Genomic DNA, 20,974 nt, shown 5'->3' with positions numbered 1-20,974 from the left:
AATATTATTTATTGCGCCTTAAAGGTCACTAAGTGTTAAACTATCTGAGACTGAAAACCGACCATCTTCATATTGAATACGAATTATTTCTTTATGAGCATCATGTTCTAAATAAAGGTTCCAGTTTTTCTGGGCTGCAATTTTTAAAAACGCATCTTTTTCGTTTAACGTTTGAACAGGATACATATCGTAACCCATAACCCAGGGAATAGGAACATGTACATGGGTAGGCAGTAAGTCAGCTACAAAAACCAGAGTTTCACTATCTACCTCAACTTTTGGGAGTTGCTGCCCAATGGTATGGCCATTAACACCTACAGCAGATAATCCCGGCTCATACTCATGGTTTTCTTTAACAAGGTTAAGCTTTCCGGATTCCTTGATAGGTGTAATGTTTTCCGGAAGAAAGCTGGCTTTTTCACGGGCATTCGGAGCGTTAGCATTTTTCCAATGAGTATCAACAACATGGTAGGTTGCATTCGAAAAAGTCAGCTCCAGTTCATCACTATTATTATAGAAGCTGGTTCCTCCGCAATGGTCGAAATGAAGATGGGTAAAAATAACATCGGTTACATCATCAAAAGAGAATCCATGTTCTTTAAATGAATTCTCCAGATTTTTGTTGCTTTGATCAAGCTGATAGATGTCTTCCATTTTATCATTGAACTTAGTTCCGGCTCCGTTATCGATAAGGTATAACTTACCGGTATTTTTTGATCTGATAAGAAGACAACGCATGGTCATTGGAATTCGGTTTTTTTCATCTGCAGGAAGATCTCGAGACCAAAGGGTCTTTGGAACAACCCCAAACATGGCGCCTCCATCTAAGCGGAAATCACCGGTTTCAATGGTAAATAATTCAAAAGGTCCTAAGGTTGTTTTTGATAAGCTCATATAGTAAAGATTTGGTTCACTGAGAATATAACAATCAGCAGACAGGATTCAGAACAGAGGGTATTAAAAGGCATAAAAAAAGCCCTTCATTTCTGAAGGGCTTTTACACTGATTATAAATCTGTTTGATCAAAATGAAGGCACTACATCATTTCGATACAATGTATCAAGTAATGTAATGGAGATCATTAAAAGGAAGAATATTACAGCCGTGATTAAAAGCATAGCATTGAATTTTACATCCCAATATAAATTCATAAAAAATGCAGCTACCAAAAATGCTTTTATCAAAGCAATGGATATAGCGGTGACCACATCAAAGGGTGGGGGAATCGCAACAAATTTTGCGACTACCACCGTGATGATGGTCAGGATCAACAGTGCGGTTCCAACGGCCCAAAGCTGGCCTGCTGTAGAAATATGATGTTCGTGATTATGTGTGCTCATAGTCTAAAATCGTTTAGGATAAAGTCTGTCATTCAATGAGGTAAAGTAGCGGGAAGAGGAAGATCCATATAAGGTCAACCAAGTGCCAGTAAAGTCCTGTAATCTCAACAGGAGTATAGTACTCGCTGCTAAATTCTCCTTTCTTTGCTCTTCGGTAGATCCAGTAGATCAAGCCGATACCGATCAAAACGTGCAAAGCGTGAACACCGGTCAGCATATAATAGATACTAAAGAAAATAGCTGCCTGTGGATGATCAAGACCTTCATAGGTGTAATACTCACCCGGGAAAATGCCAAGCTCAAACTTATGGGCATACTCAAAGCCTTTAATAACCATAAATACCACTGCAAGGCCAATAGTTATGAGAAGGTTTATTTTTAACCCTTTCATTTGATCTTTCTGGGCAGACCGTATGGCCATAGCTACCGTTAAACTACTACCGATAAGAACAACAGTGTTTACTGCTCCCCAAAAGGTATTGAGCTCAAGTGCAGCCATTTGGAATAGTTCCGGATACCATGCTCTATAAACGATATAGGCACAGAATAACCCGCCAAAAAATAAGATTTCGTTTACTAAGAACACCCACATACCCAATTTTGCGGTATCAAATTGCTGATCGGAATCAACAAAGTGATGATGCACATGCGTAGGGTGTGAAGTCGAATGATTCGCCATTTACTTCCCGAGTTGTGTTTTGTTGGTTTGCATTTTTTTGTTTTCTACTCTTTTCCGAGCTTCAATTTTCATCAGTGATCTTTGTCTTCATTCGCCAAGCCAAGCTGGAATTCTTCCATAGGCCTGTGATAGTCATAAGGACCATTAATGATCACCGGAGTGTGATCGAAGTTGTGGAAATCAGGTGGTGATGTTGCCTGCCATTCCAAACCACGGCTTCCCCATGGATTTGAACCGGCTTTTTCACCACTCATTAATGATTTTGCTAAGTAGTAAGCGATCAGTAAGAATCCAACTCCAAGTATATAAGAACCGATAGTTGAAGTTTGGTGGAATATGGTAAACTGATCTATGTAGTTATAATATCGTCGAGGCATTCCCTGCGATCCCATAATGAACTGCGGAAGGAAGGTCGTGTTAAAGCCGATGAAAATTAAAGCAGCTCCAATCTTAGCCTGAAATTCGTTGTACATCTTCCCTGTCATTTTTGGCCACCAATAGTGGAGTCCGGCAAGAAATGAAATCAGGGTACCACCCATCATCACATAGTGAAAGTGGGCTACCACATAATAGGTATCGTGAAGGTGAATATCGGCTGAAAGTGCTCCAAGCATGATCCCTGTAAATCCACCGATAGAGAATATGAACAAGAAGCTGAATACATAGATCATCGGAGATTTCATTTGAATAGAACCTTTGTATAAGGTAGCAACCCAGTTCAGGATCTTAATACCGGTCGGGATTCCCACTAAGAAAGTTAGGAATGAGAAAACGGTGGTTGCTACAGCCGACTGACCTGAGGTGAACATGTGGTGTCCCCATACGAGGAATCCAATAAAGGCAATGGCTAGGGATGAAAGTGCGATCGCCCAATATCCAAAAATATGTTTCTTGGAGAAGGTAGTGATCACTTCAGAGATGATCCCAAAGGCAGGCACGATCATAATATATACAGCGGGGTGAGAGTAGAACCAGAAGAAATGCTGGAATAAAACCGGGTCACCGCCAAGAGCCGGATCAAAAATTCCTATTCCAAGAGCACGCTCCATAGTAAGAAGCAAAACTGTAATAGCTAATACAGGAGTAGCAAGTACCTGAATAATACTTGTGGCATATAATGCCCATAAATTCAAAGGAAGTTTACCCCAGGTAATACCGGGTGCCCGTAACTTGTGAATGGTGGCAATAAAGTTAGTACCGGTTAATATGGATGAAAATCCAAGTATGAAAACCCCAAGCGTTACCCATATTACACTCGATGAAGATTCGGTACTGTAAGGAGTGTAGAAGGTCCAGCCGGTGTCTAATCCATTATTTGCAAGAGCAATGAATGTAAAAATGGCTCCAATAACATAGATATAGAAACTGGCGAGGTTGAGCCTCGGAAACGCTACATCCTTTGCTCCAAGCTGCATAGGAAGTACAAAGTTTCCAAGCGCGGCAGGGATGGAGGGTATTAGCACAAAGAATACCATGATAGCTCCGTGGAGCGTGAAGAACTGATTGTAGGTATCGGCCTCAATGAAGGTTTTGGCAGGTGTTAAAAGTTCTGTCCTTAAAAGAAGTGCTAAAATACCGCCTAATAAGAAAAAGAAAGTAACTGAGCCCAGGTACATGAGCCCGATCTTTTTATGATCTACAGTGGTCATCCAAGCCCATAGACCTTTTTCATCGGTTAAATAGGTATTTTTGGGGTCTTCGGACGGCTTGTACCGTTTTACTTTTAATGTCTTTTTTGTTCCGGTAGATTCCGGAGTTACTTCAGCTGTTGACATATTAATCTTCTAAAGTTTTAATGTATTCAATAATATCGGAGATGTCTTCGTCACTTAAGCGACCTTCGTAACTAACCATCTGGTTTTGATATCCTTCAACAATTTTTGCTCCGGGATCCAAAATAGATTCTCTAATGTAATTCTCATCAACGGTCAGAGTAGTTCCATCGGTCATCGTTTCTTCGCGGCCAAATAGTCCCTGGAAAGTTGGGCCAATTTTCTCTGAACCATCAACAGAATGACAGGTTACACACCCTTGAATACTAATCAGGTTTTCACCCCTTTCTACGGGTGTTCCTCCACTGCCTGAACCTTGTTCTGAAAGCCAGCTTTCAAAGTCATCTGGAGTATGAGCCACTACAGTGGCTAACATATCAGAGTGAGAGGTTCCGCAATATTCCGTACAAAAAACCTGAGATTCACCCGGCTCTTCTACCTGAAACCATACTGTGGTATACCTGTTAGGGAGCACATCTTGCTTAATACGAAAGGCCGGTACAAAAAAGGAGTGCAATACATCTTCTGACTGCATCACTAATTTAACGGGGCGACCTGCGGGTACATGAACTTCATTTCCAACCTGAGCACCATTTTCATAGCTGAAGGTCCATCCCCACTTGTAAGCAGAAACATGGATCTCGTAAGCGTTATCAGGAGGGGTTTTAAGATTCAGCCACCCTTTATATCCCCATCCAAATACGATGAATACCAGAAGAAGGGGTATTACTGACCAAGTGATCTCAAGCTTATTGTTGTGGGTGATCAGTGGCGTTTCGTCGTCTTCAGACTTGCGCTTATACTTGATCGCAAAATAGATCAATGCGATCGTGACACCGGCAAGAATAATGAAGCTTACAATGTGGATGAAAGCCATCACTGCATCGGTACTTGCTCCTGTTAATGGAGATTTAAGCTCCGGAAGCATAAAATCGAATAAACTGCCCATTAGTTAATATCAGTTTTTGAGGTTTGTTTTTTGCGTTTTTCGCGAAGCCAAAGCGAACCCAAGAATATACCGAGAAATATCAGCGTAGCCAAGCCACCAAGCTTCATAATATTAATTGCTACCGGCGTATAACTACCGGAATCAGGATCATATTGATAACAGTACATGACAATTTTGTCTATGGTGTTTCCAATCTTTCCATCTGCGGCCTCATATAGAGCACTGCGAACATTAAATTCATCATAGGAAATACCGTACAGATAACGGGTTATTTTCCCATCAGGACTCAGGAGTATAATTGCTGCACTGTGGGCATATTCACCTGTGCCTTCAATTTCTTTGTATCGAAACCCAACGGCTTCAACTACTTTGTCAATCTGTGTCTTGTTGCCGGTCAAAAAATACCACCCTGCTTTGGTGGTTGAATCCATTTGGCTCAGGTAATTTTGTTTAGACCGAGCCGCAAGTTCAGTATCTTCATCCGGATCAATACTGACAGATATAACAATAAAATCTTTACCGGGTTTCCAATCCAGTTCTTCAATTACGTTGATTGTTCCATCCAAAACTAACCCACACAACATGGGGCATTCGTAATACAATGGATTCAATAAAATCGGTTTACCTTCTTCAAGAAGTTCATTTAAAAGAACACTGTCACCTTCTGAAGTTGCAAATTTGGCATCAAGAGGGATGATATCTCCCAAATGTTCATCGATGCCAAGATCTTGCAATGCATCCGGTTGTTCACGGTTTAACTGCGCCAAAGCAGCCTGTGAAGTCAGAAACACTGCAAGCAACATATGAGCTAACAGTGTAAAAAGTCTCATGATTATTTTAGTCTTCTATGGCTATTCTGTTAATAGCGCTGTCAATAGGAATTCTGTAGATACCTTCTTCGAGGTCAACTACACCAAAACTGTTTAATTCTTGTTTTTGTTCAGCCACTAAAGCACTGAAATCAGAATATGTTACTCTTGAAGAAGCCTCTTTTTGTGCTTCAAATAAGCTATACTGAGAAAAATAAACCAATCCTATAACAAAAATTATTACAAGAGAAGCTCCAAGGGTAGACCAGAAAATGAGTTTACCGTAATTCAGGTTATCGCTCATCACTCCGTGGGAAACAGCTGCGGCAAATTCCTCATCATTAGTAGTGATGTCAACATCTTCAACTTCACCGCCGTCATCAACATGGGTTGTTTCTGCACCAAATAAACTGGCAGCATCTTCATTTAATTGTGCTGCCCAGGAGATCACCTCTTCTTCAGATATGTCATGCTTTTCAGCGATCTTCTGAATTACAGAACGACTCTGTGATACGGCTTCGAGTGCTACTTTAGCTTTAAATTCTGAACTATACTTTTCTGACATCGGTAATTCGATTATTGATGATACGATTTAGAGAGACAGTCATCCAATTTAGGATCATTTTCTGGAACCATGCTGTGTTTCTTGAAAGTATGGAAGAATAATCCAAAGAACAGGCCTCCTAATCCAAGAAAGGCTGTGATATCCATCCAACTGAAGCTAATGCCATGGTCGTACAAAGCCGGCATCGCTATCCAATAAATTTCTGCAAAGTGAATAATGAGTACCAATACTGAAACTCCACCAAGAATGGTTCTATTCTTTTTGGCCTCACGATTCAGGAGAATCAGGAAAGGCACGGCAAAGCGGAAGATTAACAAGCTGTACGCTATAAACTCCCATCCGCCTTCCAATCTATGGAAATACCAAATGGTTTCCTCCGGAATATTCGCGTAATAAATAAGTAAAAACTGACTAAAAGCGATATAAGCGTAAAATATGGTGAAGGCAAAGAACCAGGCACCCAGATCGTAGATATGCACTTGACGAATAGTATTGGCAAGAAGTCCTTTCCGCTGCATATAAAACACAAGTAAGATCATTACAGGCCATAATGCCTGGAAGCTGATCGCAAAGAAATACACGCCGAACATGGTAGAGAACCAGTGGGGATCAAGCGACATCAACCAATCGAAACTTGCAAAAGCTACAGTAAGTGCAAATAGCAAGATGCCGGGGGCACTTACTTTTCGAAGTAAATATGTCAGACCCCAGTCATCGGTTTTGTCCATTTCAACGGATACCTTGTGAAGCTTATAGCCCAAATATCCCCAGATCACAAAATAGATGACCTGGCGGATGATGAAAAAAGTTGAATTCAGGTAAGCCGATTTACCGGATATGATCTTGTCAAACTCGGAGCTTGAGTAGTCCAACAGTTCGGGGTGACTCCAGTGGTATAGATTATGGATACCGAGAATCACCGGAAGGATAAAAATAGCCCATATCCATAAATTGGCGGATAAAGTTTCTGCAATTCGTCTAAAAAGAACTCCCCAGCTGGAACGGGTAATATGGTGAAGCATAACCATGATCAATGCGGCTAATGCTATGCCTGTAAAAAAAGTAAAGCTGACTAAGTACGAAAAGAAAAACTGATTGGCATCAAAGAAGTAACCTATAATGGTAGCAATAAGACCAACTGTACCGATCCCAAATAAGGCACGAGGAACTTTGCTGTCAGCTGGAAATTGTAAAGAATCTGTTATTGTAGGCTTATGACTCATTGTGTAAGTGAATTAAGCAAAGTTCTTAGTTTTCAAGATTTTTTATGTACAGGATAATGGATTCTATCTCAACATCAGATAGGTAACTGTAGGAGGCCATCACGCCCTGAGCAAAATCAACAGGTTTCTTGGCGTTCGGCTCAACAATCGATTCCCGAATGTAGTCTTCATCTTTTGTTACAGTAATGGTTTCACCACCCTCGGTGATAACCTCACCTTCACTTCCGAATAATCCGGCCCATGTTGGTCCGATGCCGGCTGTACCGTCTTCACTGTGGCAGGTTCCACAGGCATTGGCTGTTATAGCTTCCTGCCCAAGTTCGATAGTCGGTTCCTGTCCTTTTGAACTGGCTTCCCGGGCAGCTGCAATAGAATCAGCTACTGCTTGTTCTTCAGCTGCTTTTGAATTCAGGGAAGCGATATCAACATCATACTGTTGCAGTTCCTCCTCACTGATATTCTGGCTTTCCTGAAGCGCACGGATATAAGCTACAATGGCCCATCGGTCTTCAACATCAATTTGGCTAGCATAAGAAGGCATGGTTCGCACACCGTTATAAATAGCGGAATAAAGTTCGCCATCCGAAAGGTTTCTCACACGTTGATCATGGTAGGAAGGAGCCGGAACATATCCATAATTTCCCTCCATGATAATACCATTACCCGCACCGGTTTGGCCGTGACAAGGAGTGCAAAAAATTTCATAGCGTTCTTTACCCCGATATAGGAAAGATCGGGTGAGATCAACCGGAATACGTTCGATATATTCTCCGTTCTCATCAACGCCTTCGTAATATTCGGTATCTAATTTTGCTAATCCGCGAGCAACAGTCCCTTTTACAGGGGGGCGCATGGACCGGCCGTCTGCAAAGAAATTGTTAACTTCCTGAGCTTCTTTTCTAGGCTGTTGATCCATGTTCATATTGGGATGGATAGGCGGCTTTTCTGAAAGCTGCCCCTGACAAGCCGAGAGGGAGACTCCGAGCGCAACAATGCCCGCAATCTTAAACATTCCTTTAAAATTCATTCCTGGAAATGATATTTGCGTGTTCTTTTTATTCATAAACTTCCTCGATATGGGTAGCTCCGGCTTCCTTAAACAGTTTCTTTACTTCGTCAGCTTCAAATTTATCATCGTCAGCTTCGATGCAGGCAAAGAATTTATCATCAGTTACTTTTTTAAAGCGTTCTACATTAAAAAGAGGATTGTTAAGCTTTGGAAGCCCATTCAGGTAAAACATCCCAAATACAGCGCCAAAAGATGATAGCAATACGGTCAATTCAAAAGTGATGGGAACCCAGGCGGGTGCATTGAAAAATGGCTTACCGCTAATGTTCATCGGATAGTCAACTACAGCCATATAATACATCATGGCGATAGCACCGGTAAAACCGATTAAACCACATATAAGTACAATCCAGCCCAATTTCGATTTTTTAAGTTTCATGGCTTTATCCATTCCATGAATGGGGAAAGGGCTGAAGGTATCAAAATTGTTGTAGCCTGATTCCACCATTTTTTTGGCAATATCAATAAGTTGCTTAGGAGTTTTAAACTCAGCAACAATTCCGTATAAATTATTTTGATCAGTCGTACTCATAATTGTTAAACCTTCCCAGATTGAGGTTTCGGTACTTCTATTTTTGGCTTATGGAATTCACCGGTTTCCTCATCATAGTTATGAGGATCGGCTTGTGGTATTACCGCTTTGATCTCTGCAAGTGCAACCATTGGAAGGAAGCGCAGGAACAGCAGGAACATGGTGAAAAAGAGGCCGAATGTTCCAACGTAAGTCAAAACATCCCAGATAGTAGGGGAATAATAACCCCAGCTTGATGGCAGGTAATCGTTTGCCAGTGAAGTAACTGTAATTACAAATCGTTCAAACCACATACCGATATTTACCACAATAGAGATAAAGAAAGTGAACCCGACACTGCGGCGTAATTTCTTAGACCAGAAGAACTGAGGAGAGAGCACGTTACAGGTCATCATAGCCCAGTAAGCCCATGCATAAGGACCGGTTGCTCTCAGTATAAAAATAGCTTTTTCGTATTCAACGCCACTATACCAGGCGATGAAGAATTCCATCATATAGGCAAAACCTACCATGGAGCCGGTAACCAATATCACAATATTCATTTTCTCCATGTGATCATCGGTCATGATATCCTTCATTCCGTAGATCTTGCGGGCAACGATCATCAGCGTAAGCACCATTGCAAAACCGGAGAAAATAGCCCCGGCAACGAAATATGGAGGGAAGATGGTGGTGTGCCAGCCCGGTATCAAAGAAACAGCAAAGTCAAAGGATACGATAGTGTGAACAGAAAGTACCAGTGGAGTAGCTAATCCGGCTAAGATCATGTATGCTTTTTCATAATTCCACCAGTGGCGGTTTGAGCCGGTCCAGCCTAAAGCGAAGATTCCATAAGCAACCTTTCGAACCTTATCAGTGGCACGGTCGCGGATGGTAGCAAGATCGGGAACCAAGCCAACGTACCAGAACAAAAAGGATACGGTGAAGTATGTAGAAACGGCAAACACATCCCAAAGAAGGGGAGAGTTGAAGTTGGGCCACATAGCCATTTGGTTAGGAATTGGGAATACCCAGTAGATAGCCCAGATACGTCCAACGTGAATGGCCGGAAATACTCCGGCACACATTACCGCAAAGATGGTCATCGCTTCCGCAAAACGGTTAATGGCAGTACGCCAGTCCTGTCGGAATAGGAAAAGGATAGCTGAGATCAACGTTCCGGCGTGGCCAATACCAACCCACCATACAAAGTTGATGATAGCCCAACCCCAACCAATAGGATTGTTAAGGCCCCAGATTCCGGTTCCCTCCCAAATTAGATACCCAATGGCCACAACCATAACCATAAGCAGGGCATTAGCCCCGATCATGCATAAGTACCATGCTTTGGGAGTGGGTCGTAAATTAATATCAGTAACCAGTCGTGTAAGGCTCGCAAAGTCGTGATCGCCTTTTACAAGAGTGGGTTCCGGTACGTATTGGTATTTACTCATGTTTTGGATGTATTCCTGATTAATATCTTAAGCCAAAGCTGGGTTCGGGTTCGTAAGTTTAGCTACATATGATGTTCTCGGACGTGTATTGAGTTCCTCGAGCATCTGATAGTTTCGTGGATTGCGTTTCATTTTGGCAACTTCGGTATCTTCGTCGGATATGTCACCAAAGTATATGGCATCGGCAGGGCAAGCTTGTTGACAAGCTGTTTTAACTGCACCGTCCGGCGGTATTACTGAACCGGTTTCTATCTTGGCTTTAATTTTAGCACGGTTAACACGCTGCACGCAATACGTACATTTTTCCATTACACCGCGGAAACGTACGGTAACTTCCGGGTTCATCGCCATTTGGATGATATCGGGATCGTCACCGGTGGTTAAATATTCTTTGGGATAGTTGAAGAAATTAAAACGACGCACTTTGTACGGGCAGTTATTAGCGCAGTAACGAGTTCCGATACAGCGGTTATACGTCATTTGGTTCATGCCGTCGGGGCTGTGGGTGGTTGCCGCAACAGGACAAACCTGCTCACAAGGAGCCAACTCACAGTGCATGCAAGGGACCGGCTGGTGAACGGCTTGCGGTGAATTTGGATCATCACCAACGTAATAGCGGTCATTTCTTATCCAGTGCATTTCACGGCCGCGTTTAACTTCTTTCTTGCCTATCACAGGGATATTGTTCTCTGACTGACAAGCGATCACACACACTCCGCAACCAAAACAAGAGTTCAGGTCAATAGCCATTCCCCATTGTGGTTCGTAATCAGGGAAGGTTTGCTCGTCAAAGAGTGAAATAGGCTCATCTTCACCCATTTCGGCCGCTTCTTTCATTCCCGGAACGGGATAAGTATGAACCGATTCAAAAGAGGCGAAGTCCGGATTTTCTTTGTATTCAGAAAGGGAGGCCTGACGATACATATCGCGGCCTTCAAGACTGTGGTGATCCTGAACACAGGCAATTTCGTAGGTTTCTCCGGTTTTTGAAACTTCAGCAGCTGTAAAAAACATATCTAAAGTTGCTTTCAACGGATACACATCAACGCCGCCAGCGGTGTAATCAATGTAAGAACTAGCAACGCGACCAATTCCCTTACGGCCATAGCCGGTTGTTAAAGTGATGGAATCATCTACGTGACCGGGCTGAATCCAGGCAGCAATTTCAATACTTTTTCCATTAACCGTAATCTCAACTACATCAAAGGCATCATTTCCGGGACCCGGCTTTTCTATACCTAATCGTTTTGCCATTGCAGGACTCATAAGGGCCACATTATCCCAAGTGATCTTGGTCATGGGGTCAGGAAGTTCCTGAAGCCAGCCCAGGTTTGCGTAACGCCCGTCATATAAAGTAGCATCAGGGCGAATAACAACTTCAATACCCGAAGTTGAAGATATATTTGATGTAGCCCGATTCATTGCAGAAGCAAAATCGGAGCTTATCCGTACATTTACGGCATTAAAATTATTCGTCGTGGCAATACCATCGTGCAGGATGTTGGTCCAGCGGTTGTTGAAACCGGAGCTGAAAAATCCGCGGAAGGTATCCTGAACAAGGGAATAACCCTGCTCCAAAGACCCGTTTACAATAGTGTTTAAAAATTCGATGCCACTCAGCCCATTAAATAAAGGCTGAATCTGAGGCTGTATAACTGAAAGCGCTCCGCCATAAGAATATCCGTCACCCCAAGCTTCCAGGAAGTGGGCATGATTTACGTGCCAGTTTGATTTCTTGGCAGTCTCATCTACGTAATCAGAAAGATTGACCACGGTTTCAACATTGGAGAGGGCGCTCCCAAAATCAAGAGCAGAAGCGGTGTAAACAGGATTCACACCAACCATAACAACCGTATCAATATTGCCGGCTTTCATTTCAGCTACCACCTCTTGGAAAGCTGCGGTGCTGCTCTGTGCATCGGTATAAGGAATTTCAAGGTAGCTAACCGTGTTTCCAACATTACCTAAGGCCTGATTGATCGCTGCCACTGCGGCGTGTATTTCAGGTTTATGCTGAGCTCCTGCTGACAGAGTAGAACTTCCGGCGTTTGCTGCCAACTCATCGGCAAGAACGGTGATCCATCGATGATCAGAAAATTCGTTGCTATATCCGTTGAAAGTATTTAACCCATTAATTCGGGTGGAAAGCGCGGCAGCGAGAGCATAGGTAAATCCCTCCATTTGGCTGGCCTTGATCTTTAAACGATGATCAGCATAAGAACCGGTGAGGGAGAAAGAATCTTCTACGGCGTAGATACGATTCATTTCACCATTGGTATCGGTCACCTTTCTGCGAGCCGAAACCTGCTTGGCATAGTCAACACTGTTTGGATGTGTCGAGCTCATGAAGTCATCATCCAGGGAGACAATGACATCTGCACTTTCAAAATTGTAATAAGCGCGTAACCTGCTTCCGAAAGCAATATTATTCCCTTCAAGTACATTATCTTCACCGAAAGGTTCGTAAGTAACCCAGGTAGCATTGTTGAATTTCGAAAGCGCCTGCTCCTTTATACTATTATAGGTAGGAGAGGAATTGGCTTCAGAAATAAAAGCGATCCGCTGACTGGTATTTGCAAAATGAGAACTTGCGAACGCTTCAAAATCTTCTAGGGAAGCTTTATTCCCATTATATAAGGGAAAACGAGAGCGGTCAGGGTCGTAAAGGCCGAGAATGGCCGCCTGATTGTAAATACTGCTTCCGCCTTTGCTGGCAGGGTGAAGGTCATTTCCTTCAAGCTTGGTTGGGCGTCCTTCGTTGTTTTCAGCGATCAATCCAACCAAATTACCTTGAACAGGCATGGCGGTTGCATAGAATAAAGGCACACCTTCCACCACATCTTCAGGCTGTTTTGAGTATGGCAATATTTTTTGAACCGGACGGCGACAAGCTGCCAATCCTGCCAAAGCTACGGAAGCTCCCATAACACGGAGGAATCCGCGGCGGGAAACCCCATCGGTCAGTTCAGTGGCATTTTCAGGGAATTCACGCTCAGCAAATTTTTGGTACTCTTTATTATTGGCTAATTCGCTTAAGCTCTTCCAATATGTATTTTCTTTGACTTCTTCGCTCATTTGTTGATCTGTAATTTCTGAATCCTTCATTATTAATAATGACAACCCTGGCAGTAGGTTGGAGCATGAATATTTTGCTTCTCTACCAATTCTCTTCCAAGCTCTAGCTGATTTTCAACTTCATATCCCATGGTGGTAACTTCATCAACGGGACGTATATATTTTTCGGGCTCCCTGTGGCAATCCAGGCACCAGCTCATGCTAAGTGGCTCAGCCTGATACACAACTTCCATCTTATCGACCCTGCCGTGGCAGCTTTCACACCCAACACCTACAGTAACGTGAGCAGAGTGATTGAAATAGGCATAATCAGCAAGGTTATGCACCCGGACCCATTCGAGGGATTTACCAGTCTCCCAACTTTCGCGCACCAATTCAAGTTTATCACTATCTGTTTTGATCTGGTTGTGGCAATTCATACAAGTTTGAGTGGCAGGAATGTTCGCGAACTTTGATTCAAAAACATTTGTATGACAATATTGACAATCAAGCCCAAGCTGATCTACGTGTAGTTTATGACTATAAGGAACCGGTTGTTCCGGAGCATAGCCAACGTCAGTGTATTCAGGGGAAAAGAAATACCAAACACCAAAAATTAGTGCGTTAAGTACAACGATTAATCCAATTAAAATTTTTCGGGGAACCTGATTTGTCCACTTGGGGAAAATCTGCGCCATAAAGATTGCTTATTTAGGTTTACGTATAGAGCAATAAAGCTCCAGTTCAGAAGCCGCGCAAATCTATCAATTTTTTCAATGGAAATTGAACAAAAAGGACAAACAACCTATTATTTAAAACAATTCTAAATAGGCTGGCGGTGACTTGAGAATCCGCGTGGGATTCAATGGCTGAAAAGATAGTACACATTTGACAAAAATGCCGAGAAAGGAAACGAAAAATTAACGAATTCTCTTTTTGTTGCCTTACCTTTGGTTAGCAACCATATAGAAGCAAAAAACAATGAATGAAAATTATACTCTTCCTGAATCTTCCAAAATATTAGAACAGATCAGTGCGAAAAAAGCCTTGTCTTTAATAATAGGGATCAGCGCTATTGCTGTACTTTTCTTGTTCTGGCTTATCTATTTTAAGGAGGGAGCTGAAACTCCTGTACCTTGGATCAAAAATCTATCGGCAGTAAATGCAGGTTTGAATTCATTGAGTACCATATTTCTCCTGCTTGCCTTTCGTGAGATCAAACGGCGTGATTTCCAGAAGCACATGCGTTTCAATCTGGCGGCCTTTGTGACTTCCTCTTTATTTCTGGTGAGCTATGTAGTGTATCATCATTTTGTTGGAGATACTAAGTTCATGGGAGAGGGATTTGTAAGGCCTGTCTACTTTATAATATTGATAAGTCACATTATTCTTTCTGTTTTTGTGGTACCGCTGGTGCTGGCCAGTTTTTACTTTTCCTTGAGCGGGAAATTTAAAACCCATAAAAAAGTCTCCCGGTGGACTTTTCCAATTTGGTTATATGTTTCGGTAACTGGCGTAATAGTTTTCTTTATGTTGAAGATCTGGGGGTAGGAACTTCCAACATCGAACAAGGTACATCAAAGGGAGAAGGATTTGATCAAGCTTCACCCTGAGGATGACTTTCCCTCGTTCCCAACGACCCCGTTGGGAATGCTAGTCGAGACCACCCGGTCCCAATGGCTAGTCAAGCCCCACCCGGAGTAGCACCGCCGGCTACGAGATATATTCCGAGGGCGATGAGAACAATCGCTAGTGATACCTTCAGCCTGCTGGCTTTAATGCGCTGTGCAATATACCACCCGGAGATGGTTCCTATCAATAAAGGCACCGTCAGGAAGAGAGCGAGATACCAATCCACTGCGCCATGTATCATATATCCAGCTGTGGCAAAGCCTGAGATGAAAATGGATTGAACCTGAGCAAGGGCAACAGAGAGTAACATAGGTACACCAAGTACTACCATCAACGGAACTGCGAGAACAGGTCCACCCACGCCAAGCAATCCACTCGGCAATCCTACGGCAATACCTACTCCGCCCAGCCATGCCAGACCTTTGGAAGAATCGATCTGTAGCCGGCTATCAGGTTTAAGCTGTTTCTTCTGTCGGTAGAGGATCAAAATTCCGGTGAATAACACAAACAGTCCCAACAGTACAGCGAAAGTAGAAGCATTTAATAAGGTATTGATCTGAGATCCAGCAAAAGCACCGATCACAGATGCCAAACTCAAACCACCGGCTGCTTTTCCGGCAATCTTCCCTTTCAATTCACCCGAACGCAGATATCCCAAACTTCCTACAATACCCGTGGCAATGAGAGTAGCACTTGCAGTACCAGCTACGGTACTTGGATTAAGGGGGAGCAGGGCAAAAAGGGCGATGGTTACAAAAATACCGCCCGGACCAATAGTAGTAATACAGACTCCCCCCACCAACGCAATGATGAGCAAGAGGATCATGATCTCAACGCTCATAGTATTCATGGCAGAAAGGAATAGGCTAAAAAGTAAATTCATTAAGAAAAACTGTAAATGAGTTGGGCTGTTTTAATTTTATTCAAGCAATGTAAGTAATTTATGATCGTTCCCGACGATTCCGTTGGGGTCACTTAGTCCCATTGCTTAATCAAACTCGATTGCCTGAATTAGCGAATGATTGATAAAGTGCATCATCATGCATATAGATTTTTTCAAATCCTTCGCTTTTGTAATGGATTTACAAGATGATCATAAATCATTTCCCCAGTCGTCGGTCCGCCGTCATCCGTCCTCGCTCATCTATTCAATATTCAAAATTTCAAATCCAAAATTTCTTTTTCACCAAATCTTAACAAACATCTGGTATCATAGCTTATCCAAAAAATATGAGGCATGATGAATACCGAATTGATCCGAAAATACAATGTGCCGGGACCGAGATATACCAGTTATCCGACGGTACCGTATTGGAATAAATCAGGGATTAAGACTGAGGATTGGGAATCCACTCTCATAAGTTCATTTGCAGAATCGTACGATGAAGGTATCTCATTATATATACATCTTCCGTTTTGTGAAAGCCTGTGTACGTTTTGCGGATATCATAAAAAAATTACCAAAAGGCATGAAGTCGAATCCCCATATATCAAAACAGTGCTAAAGGAATGGAAACTTTACACGGATTTTTTACCCATTACTCCGATCATAAAAGAAATTCACTTGGGAGGTGGAACTCCGACCTTCTTTAGTCCCGACAACCTGAAGCGACTCATCTACGGAATTTTGGATGAAGCTGAAGTAGCAGAACAGGTTGAGTTCAGTTTTGAAGGCCACCCCAATAATACTACCAGAGAGCATCTGGAGGCCTTGTATGAACTTGAGTTTCGGCGGGTTTCTTATGGTGTTCAGGATTATGACCCGCGCGTGCAATTTGCCATCAACCGGATTCAGTCTTTTGAGAATGTGAAGCGGGTACATGATTGGTCGAAGGAGATCGGATACACTTCGGTAAATCACGATCTTGTGTTTGGGCTTCCACATCAAAATTTAAAGGGCATTGAGAACACCATCAACAAGACCAATGAACTACGGCCCGACCGCATCGCCTTCTATAGCTACGCGCATGTGCCATGGATGAAGGGGAATGGTCAGCGGGGTTTTAATGATGACGATCTTCCAAAAGATGATGAAAAACGAGCCCTTTATGAATTGGGCAAGCGCATGTTCTACGAGAATGATTATGTGGAGATCGGGATGGACCATTTTGCCTTGAGGTCTGATGGATTGTATGAAGCCATGCAGCATGGAGATCTTCATCGGAATTTTATGGGCTACACTGCCGGAACTACGAAGGCGATGATCGGCTTAGGAATGTCAGCTATCAGTGACAGCTGGTACAGTTTTGCTCAAAATGAAAAGAACCTGAAGGGCTACGAGCAAAGAGTTGAAAGAGGAGAGATTCCCATATTCAGGGGCCATCTGCTGAATAATAAAGACCTTATGATTCGGCAACAGATCCTGAATATTATGTGTAGTTTCAAAACAGAATTTGGCGGTAGTGAACAAGTATTCATGCAAATCAAAGACCGCTTATCAGAACTTGAGCAAGATGGGTTGGTCCAAATTTCAGGAAGAACGATAAAGGTAACGGAAGCCGGGATTCCATTTGTAAGGAATGTATGTATGGCCTTTGACCTGAAATTGCACCGAAATAAAGCGAAGGAAAAATTGTTTTCACAAACAGTTTGATGACCGAAAAAGATTCTGCGGTTTAAAGCAATAATTCTTAAATTAAGACAAATTACTCTTAAATAGATTTTAGTTATGTTGCTATCAAAATCTTGCGTGTATGGATTGCGTGCTTCCCTGTACCTGGCCTCGAAAAGTGGGGGAGAGTTTTATTCCCTGAAAGAGATCAGTGAAGAGTTAGACATCTCATTCCATTTTCTGACCAAGATTTTGCAACAGCTTACTGCCGATGGATTGATGGAATCCTATAAAGGTCCGAATGGTGGGGTCAGACTCTCGGATAAGGGAATGAAAGCAACTCTTTATGATATGGTGATAGCGATTGACGGCCCCGGGCTTTTTACACAGTGTGCCTTGGGACTTCCCGGATGTGGATCGCAAGAGCCTTGCCCGCTTCACGAAAGCTGGATCGAGACCAGATCATCCATTGAGAAAATGCTTAAGCGTACCTCACTGATCGGGATCGCAAAAGAAGGAAAAGAAAAACACTTTAGGCTAACTGCAGAAGGACAGTTTTCCTGGCAGTAAAAAAATTTAATTCAATAAAAGATAAAATACTCTTAAAACTTTAAAACATTATGAATACTCAAACATTATCCCAAAAACCGGTAGGAGAGATCGTTGCCGGAGATTATAGAACAGCACAGGTTCTTCGTTCACACGGATTAGATTTTTGCTGTGGTGGAGGACGCACCCTTGAAAAAGCATGCGCTTCTAAAAAGATCGATCTGGAAGAGGTTGTTTCTGAATTGGCCGCTTTGGATATGGCGGACAACACCGAAGATAACTACAACGAATGGTCGCTCGATTTTCTGACCGATTACATCGTGAACAATCACCACAGCTTTGTGCGGAAAATGCTCCCCGAGATCAGCTTTTATGCCGAGAAAGTAGCCCGGGTTCATGGAGAAAGGGATCCGGAATTATTAGATATACTTCAGAATGTTCGTCTGTTACGAAGCGAAATGATGGGGCACCTTCAGAAAGAAGAGGAAGAATTGTTTCCCCAAATCAAAGAGTTGGTTACTCAGAAAAAAACCGGTTCAGTAAAAGCGGCCATTGTCGAAGCTCTGGAAGAAGAGCACGATAAAGCCGGAGAGCTGATGGCCAAGATTGAAGAATTAACCAATGGCTTCAATCCTCCTGAAAATGCCTGTGCCTCGTACCGAGTGTTATTCCAAAATCTGGAAGGCTTTCAGGAAGACCTGCACAAGCATGTTCACCTGGAGAACAACATTCTCTTCCCTAAAGCCCTTAAGCTTGAGAAAAGCTTAAACTAATTGACTTCAATAAGGCAGTCTGAACTTCCAGTTGGTTAGAAGAAGAGTCGGCCTGTCTTATTTTTTTAAGATGTGCTTTATTACTCCTTCACAAATTCAGTCCATATTAATTTGGGCAGGTCGTTTTTCTTTGCCCGAAATTTCACTTAATACAATTCTATGAAAAATTCACTTCACACTTTTTCCATTCCGGTAATGGGGACCGGGCATTCTATTGATTCCCCAATCCGCGTGGCACCCTATGGGATCAACTCGGTGATATCGATCGTGGATGATCTGCTTGTTGAGCGTATCAGGAAATATTATTCAAACCTGTTTGAGTTTCCATACAAAAACATTTCTCGGAAAGCTGTGGACGGCAGGGCAAAGAGAATTACCGCATATCTAAATATGGTTCAGGATATCGTTCAACAAAAGTTTGAGGAGCTCAAGTCTCAGTCGTTCTTTGAGCAAAATGAGAAGACAAAATATTTTGAGATGTTGCCTGACAGTTCGGAGCTGAAAAAGCTTTATCAGAGAATGATAAAAATATCAGGAAAGGAAGAACAACAGATATTAGCGGCAGTACTTACTGCCAGAATGAAGCCAGGTTCCATCGATGTTAACATCATGGCCAAAGTGGATGGATTCAGTTATACCAATAATGGTCAGCCTATGACATCGGAATTCAGTGATGGAAGTGCAGCTTTACGAGGATATGCGAACAGTAAGCTTTCATCCAGTCTGATCCTTTCAGCGGGGTTTAATCCAAGACTATATAATTATTTATCTGAATTTGAAGATTTCTACCGGGATGTAAAAGGTGAGATCAAGAAAAAGATCATCCTTAAGGTAAGTGACTTCCGTTCAGCTTTGATACAGGGAAAATATCTGGCTAAAAAGGGATTGGAAGTGTTTGAATATCGTATTGAATCGGGATTGAATTGTGGCGGCCATGCTTTTGCATCAGATGGTTATTTACTGCCTTCTTTACTCAAGGAATTCAAAGAAAAGCGGGAGATGCTGAGTTCTGCCATACAACCTTTGATTGAGGGTTTTTATGAAGAAAATCGTGAAGGTGGATTTAAGTCGAAATGGATTCTAAATGAACCGCGGCTTACCGTTCAGGGAGGAATTGGAACCAGTGGTGAAGCACGCCGGCTACTGGAAGATTTTGAAATGGATGCCACCGGATGGGGCAGCCCTTTTTTAATGGTTCCCGAAGCAACTACGGTGGATGAGGCTACCATGAAACTTCTACAAGATGCCAAGGAAGAAGATCTGTACTTGAGTGGAGTATCCCCATTAGGCGTTCCATTTAATAACGTGAGAAACACGGGTTCTGAAAAATGGCATAAAGAGCGTATTGAAAAAGGAAAACCCGGATCGCCTTGTCCAAAGGGATTCTTGGAATCAAACACAGAATTTACGGAAAGTCCTATTTGTACAGCTTCCAGTCAGTATCAGTTGCTCAAGATCAGTCAGATCAACGAAAGTGAGTTGCCGGATGAAAAGAAAGAGGAGCAACGCGGCAAAGTATTAGAAAAAGCATGTCTTTGTGATCATCTTGGAAACGGAGCGCTGATAAGCCTGGGAATTTTGAAAGAACATCGTGCCCCTCAGGCAATTTGTCCCGGGCCCAATATCGCCTGGTTTGATCGGCAGTATTCTCTTCGGGAAATGATCGATCATATTTACGGACGAAGTGAAGCATTGGTTCCGGCAGATCGCCCCCACATGTTTGCCAAAGAATTGGTGATGTATGTGGATTACTTTAAAGAATTAATCAACCAATGTGAAGATCCTGAATCCGAATTCAAGAAACTGACACGTTTCAAGAATAACCTTGAGGATGGAATGAATTACTGTCTCGAAATTGCAGAGAAAACAGCTTATCCTAATGAAAATCTGAACTCAATAAAAGAGGCCGTAGAACTTCAGAAGACAAGATTAGCAACATTTTTCGAAGATCTTGAACACAAACTCATGGTAGTCGGTTGAATCTTCATTCAATCTTTATGATTAACAGGTATTTTTGGTCAGCAAATCAACTTTAAAGAAATTA

19 protein-coding genes are annotated in these 20,974 nt (G+C 42.5%); 5 read left to right on the top strand and 14 right to left on the bottom strand.

Annotated features, from left to right (window positions below; translation table 11 throughout):
* Positions 1-18: 18 nt before the first annotated feature.
* The 13 genes from VFM80_RS01695 to VFM80_RS01635 form a co-directional block, all read right to left on the bottom strand.
* Positions 19-894: an MBL fold metallo-hydrolase gene (locus VFM80_RS01695; protein WP_395068913.1), complete on the bottom strand. Its 876-nt coding sequence runs from the start codon at positions 892-894 to the stop codon at positions 19-21.
* 128 nt (positions 895-1,022) lie between these two features.
* A complete protein-coding gene (locus VFM80_RS01690; RefSeq protein ID WP_395068911.1) occupies positions 1,023-1,340 on the bottom strand; it encodes a cytochrome C oxidase subunit IV family protein in 318 nt (105 codons plus the stop codon).
* A 28-nt stretch (positions 1,341-1,368) separates the two neighbouring features.
* Positions 1,369-2,019, bottom strand: coding sequence for a cytochrome c oxidase subunit 3 family protein (locus VFM80_RS01685; protein WP_395068910.1), 651 nt, complete (start codon positions 2,017-2,019; stop codon positions 1,369-1,371).
* A 71-nt stretch (positions 2,020-2,090) separates the two neighbouring features.
* The gene (gene ctaD / locus VFM80_RS01680; protein ID WP_395068908.1) at positions 2,091-3,794 is read right to left on the bottom strand and encodes a cytochrome c oxidase subunit I; all 1,704 of its coding nucleotides are present in this window, start codon (positions 3,792-3,794) and stop codon (positions 2,091-2,093) included.
* Position 3,795: 1 nt separating this feature from the next.
* Positions 3,796-4,740 carry a cytochrome c oxidase subunit II gene (gene coxB, locus VFM80_RS01675; protein WP_395068906.1) on the bottom strand — a complete coding sequence of 315 codons (945 nt, stop codon included), beginning with the start codon at positions 4,738-4,740 and terminating at the stop codon, positions 3,796-3,798.
* On the bottom strand, positions 4,740-5,570 hold the full coding sequence (locus VFM80_RS01670; RefSeq protein WP_395068904.1) for an SCO family protein: 831 nt from the start codon (positions 5,568-5,570) through the stop codon (positions 4,740-4,742). Before VFM80_RS01670 ends, coxB begins: the two co-directional genes overlap by 1 nt.
* A gap of 7 nt (positions 5,571-5,577) precedes the next feature.
* A complete protein-coding gene (locus VFM80_RS01665; protein ID WP_395068902.1) occupies positions 5,578-6,114 on the bottom strand; it encodes a transposase in 537 nt (178 codons plus the stop codon).
* Between the two features lie 11 nt (positions 6,115-6,125).
* Positions 6,126-7,337 (bottom strand): hypothetical protein, encoded by a 1,212-nt coding sequence (locus VFM80_RS01660; RefSeq protein WP_395068900.1) that lies wholly within the window; start codon positions 7,335-7,337, stop codon positions 6,126-6,128.
* 25 nt (positions 7,338-7,362) lie between these two features.
* Positions 7,363-8,400, bottom strand: a complete 1,038-nt coding sequence (locus tag VFM80_RS01655) for a c-type cytochrome (RefSeq protein ID WP_395068898.1) — start codon at positions 8,398-8,400, stop codon at positions 7,363-7,365.
* Positions 8,393-8,938, bottom strand: a complete 546-nt coding sequence (locus tag VFM80_RS01650) for a DUF3341 domain-containing protein (RefSeq protein ID WP_395068896.1) — start codon at positions 8,936-8,938, stop codon at positions 8,393-8,395. Before VFM80_RS01650 ends, VFM80_RS01655 begins: the two co-directional genes overlap by 8 nt.
* A 5-nt stretch (positions 8,939-8,943) precedes the next feature.
* Positions 8,944-10,371: an NrfD/PsrC family molybdoenzyme membrane anchor subunit gene (nrfD, locus tag VFM80_RS01645; protein ID WP_395068895.1), complete on the bottom strand. Its 1,428-nt coding sequence runs from the start codon at positions 10,369-10,371 to the stop codon at positions 8,944-8,946.
* A 27-nt stretch (positions 10,372-10,398) separates the two neighbouring features.
* Entirely contained in the window at positions 10,399-13,446 is a 3,048-nt protein-coding gene (locus VFM80_RS01640) for a TAT-variant-translocated molybdopterin oxidoreductase (RefSeq protein ID WP_395068894.1), read from the bottom strand.
* A 32-nt stretch (positions 13,447-13,478) separates the two neighbouring features.
* The gene (locus tag VFM80_RS01635; RefSeq protein WP_395068893.1) at positions 13,479-14,123 is read right to left on the bottom strand and encodes a cytochrome c3 family protein; all 645 of its coding nucleotides are present in this window, start codon (positions 14,121-14,123) and stop codon (positions 13,479-13,481) included.
* A gap of 283 nt (positions 14,124-14,406) precedes the next feature.
* Here VFM80_RS01635 and VFM80_RS01630 point away from each other — a divergent pair, with 283 nt between their 5' ends.
* Positions 14,407-14,976, top strand: coding sequence for a DUF420 domain-containing protein (locus tag VFM80_RS01630; RefSeq protein ID WP_395068891.1), 570 nt, complete (start codon positions 14,407-14,409; stop codon positions 14,974-14,976).
* A 133-nt stretch (positions 14,977-15,109) separates the two neighbouring features.
* On the opposite strand, the gene VFM80_RS01625 is transcribed toward VFM80_RS01630, so the two are convergent.
* Positions 15,110-15,940: a sulfite exporter TauE/SafE family protein gene (locus VFM80_RS01625; protein ID WP_395068889.1), complete on the bottom strand. Its 831-nt coding sequence runs from the start codon at positions 15,938-15,940 to the stop codon at positions 15,110-15,112.
* A 357-nt stretch (positions 15,941-16,297) separates the two neighbouring features.
* On the opposite strand from VFM80_RS01625, the gene hemN reads away from it, so the two are divergent.
* The 4 genes from hemN (at position 16,298) to VFM80_RS01605 (ending at position 20,910) form a co-directional block, all read left to right on the top strand.
* Positions 16,298-17,650, top strand: coding sequence for an oxygen-independent coproporphyrinogen III oxidase (gene hemN, locus VFM80_RS01620; protein ID WP_395069004.1), 1,353 nt, complete (start codon positions 16,298-16,300; stop codon positions 17,648-17,650).
* 75 nt (positions 17,651-17,725) lie between these two features.
* A complete protein-coding gene (locus VFM80_RS01615) occupies positions 17,726-18,178 on the top strand; it encodes an RrF2 family transcriptional regulator (protein ID WP_395068887.1) in 453 nt (150 codons plus the stop codon).
* A gap of 50 nt (positions 18,179-18,228) precedes the next feature.
* Positions 18,229-18,930: an iron-sulfur cluster repair di-iron protein gene (gene ric / locus VFM80_RS01610; RefSeq protein ID WP_395068885.1), complete on the top strand. Its 702-nt coding sequence runs from the start codon at positions 18,229-18,231 to the stop codon at positions 18,928-18,930.
* 159 nt (positions 18,931-19,089) lie between these two features.
* Positions 19,090-20,910, top strand: coding sequence for a hypothetical protein (locus VFM80_RS01605; protein WP_395068883.1), 1,821 nt, complete (start codon positions 19,090-19,092; stop codon positions 20,908-20,910).
* The last annotated feature ends 64 nt before the right edge of the window (positions 20,911-20,974 follow it).

The sequence above is a fragment of the Gracilimonas sp. genome (assembly GCF_035704785.1).
Lineage (GTDB): Bacteria > Bacteroidota > Rhodothermia > Balneolales > Balneolaceae > Gracilimonas.
This window is presented reverse-complemented; position numbering and strand designations above follow the sequence as displayed.

Bases quoted from the DNA above. Each gene is read 5' to 3' on its own strand.
- nrfD (WP_395068895.1), bottom strand. From the start codon at position 10,371: ATGAGTAAATACCAATACGTACCGGAACCCACTCTTGTAAAAGGCGAT.
- VFM80_RS01690 (WP_395068911.1), bottom strand. From the start codon at position 1,340: ATGAGCACACATAATCACGAACATCATATTTCTACAGCAGGCCAGCTT.
- VFM80_RS01670 (WP_395068904.1), bottom strand. From the start codon at position 5,570: ATGAGACTTTTTACACTGTTAGCTCATATGTTGCTTGCAGTGTTTCTG.
- ric (WP_395068885.1), top strand. From the start codon at position 18,229: ATGAATACTCAAACATTATCCCAAAAACCGGTAGGAGAGATCGTTGCC.
- VFM80_RS01640 (WP_395068894.1), bottom strand. From the start codon at position 13,446: ATGAGCGAAGAAGTCAAAGAAAATACATATTGGAAGAGCTTAAGCGAA.
- VFM80_RS01665 (WP_395068902.1), bottom strand. From the start codon at position 6,114: ATGTCAGAAAAGTATAGTTCAGAATTTAAAGCTAAAGTAGCACTCGAA.
- coxB (WP_395068906.1), bottom strand. From the start codon at position 4,740: ATGGGCAGTTTATTCGATTTTATGCTTCCGGAGCTTAAATCTCCATTA.
- VFM80_RS01650 (WP_395068896.1), bottom strand. From the start codon at position 8,938: ATGAGTACGACTGATCAAAATAATTTATACGGAATTGTTGCTGAGTTT.
- ctaD (WP_395068908.1), bottom strand. From the start codon at position 3,794: ATGTCAACAGCTGAAGTAACTCCGGAATCTACCGGAACAAAAAAGACA.
- VFM80_RS01615 (WP_395068887.1), top strand. From the start codon at position 17,726: ATGTTGCTATCAAAATCTTGCGTGTATGGATTGCGTGCTTCCCTGTAC.
- VFM80_RS01660 (WP_395068900.1), bottom strand. From the start codon at position 7,337: ATGAGTCATAAGCCTACAATAACAGATTCTTTACAATTTCCAGCTGAC.
- VFM80_RS01695 (WP_395068913.1), bottom strand. From the start codon at position 894: ATGAGCTTATCAAAAACAACCTTAGGACCTTTTGAATTATTTACCATT.
- hemN (WP_395069004.1), top strand. From the start codon at position 16,298: ATGAATACCGAATTGATCCGAAAATACAATGTGCCGGGACCGAGATAT.
- VFM80_RS01655 (WP_395068898.1), bottom strand. From the start codon at position 8,400: ATGAATAAAAAGAACACGCAAATATCATTTCCAGGAATGAATTTTAAA.
- VFM80_RS01685 (WP_395068910.1), bottom strand. From the start codon at position 2,019: ATGGCGAATCATTCGACTTCACACCCTACGCATGTGCATCATCACTTT.
- VFM80_RS01605 (WP_395068883.1), top strand. From the start codon at position 19,090: ATGAAAAATTCACTTCACACTTTTTCCATTCCGGTAATGGGGACCGGG.
- VFM80_RS01635 (WP_395068893.1), bottom strand. From the start codon at position 14,123: ATGGCGCAGATTTTCCCCAAGTGGACAAATCAGGTTCCCCGAAAAATT.
- VFM80_RS01625 (WP_395068889.1), bottom strand. From the start codon at position 15,940: ATGAATTTACTTTTTAGCCTATTCCTTTCTGCCATGAATACTATGAGC.
- VFM80_RS01630 (WP_395068891.1), top strand. From the start codon at position 14,407: ATGAATGAAAATTATACTCTTCCTGAATCTTCCAAAATATTAGAACAG.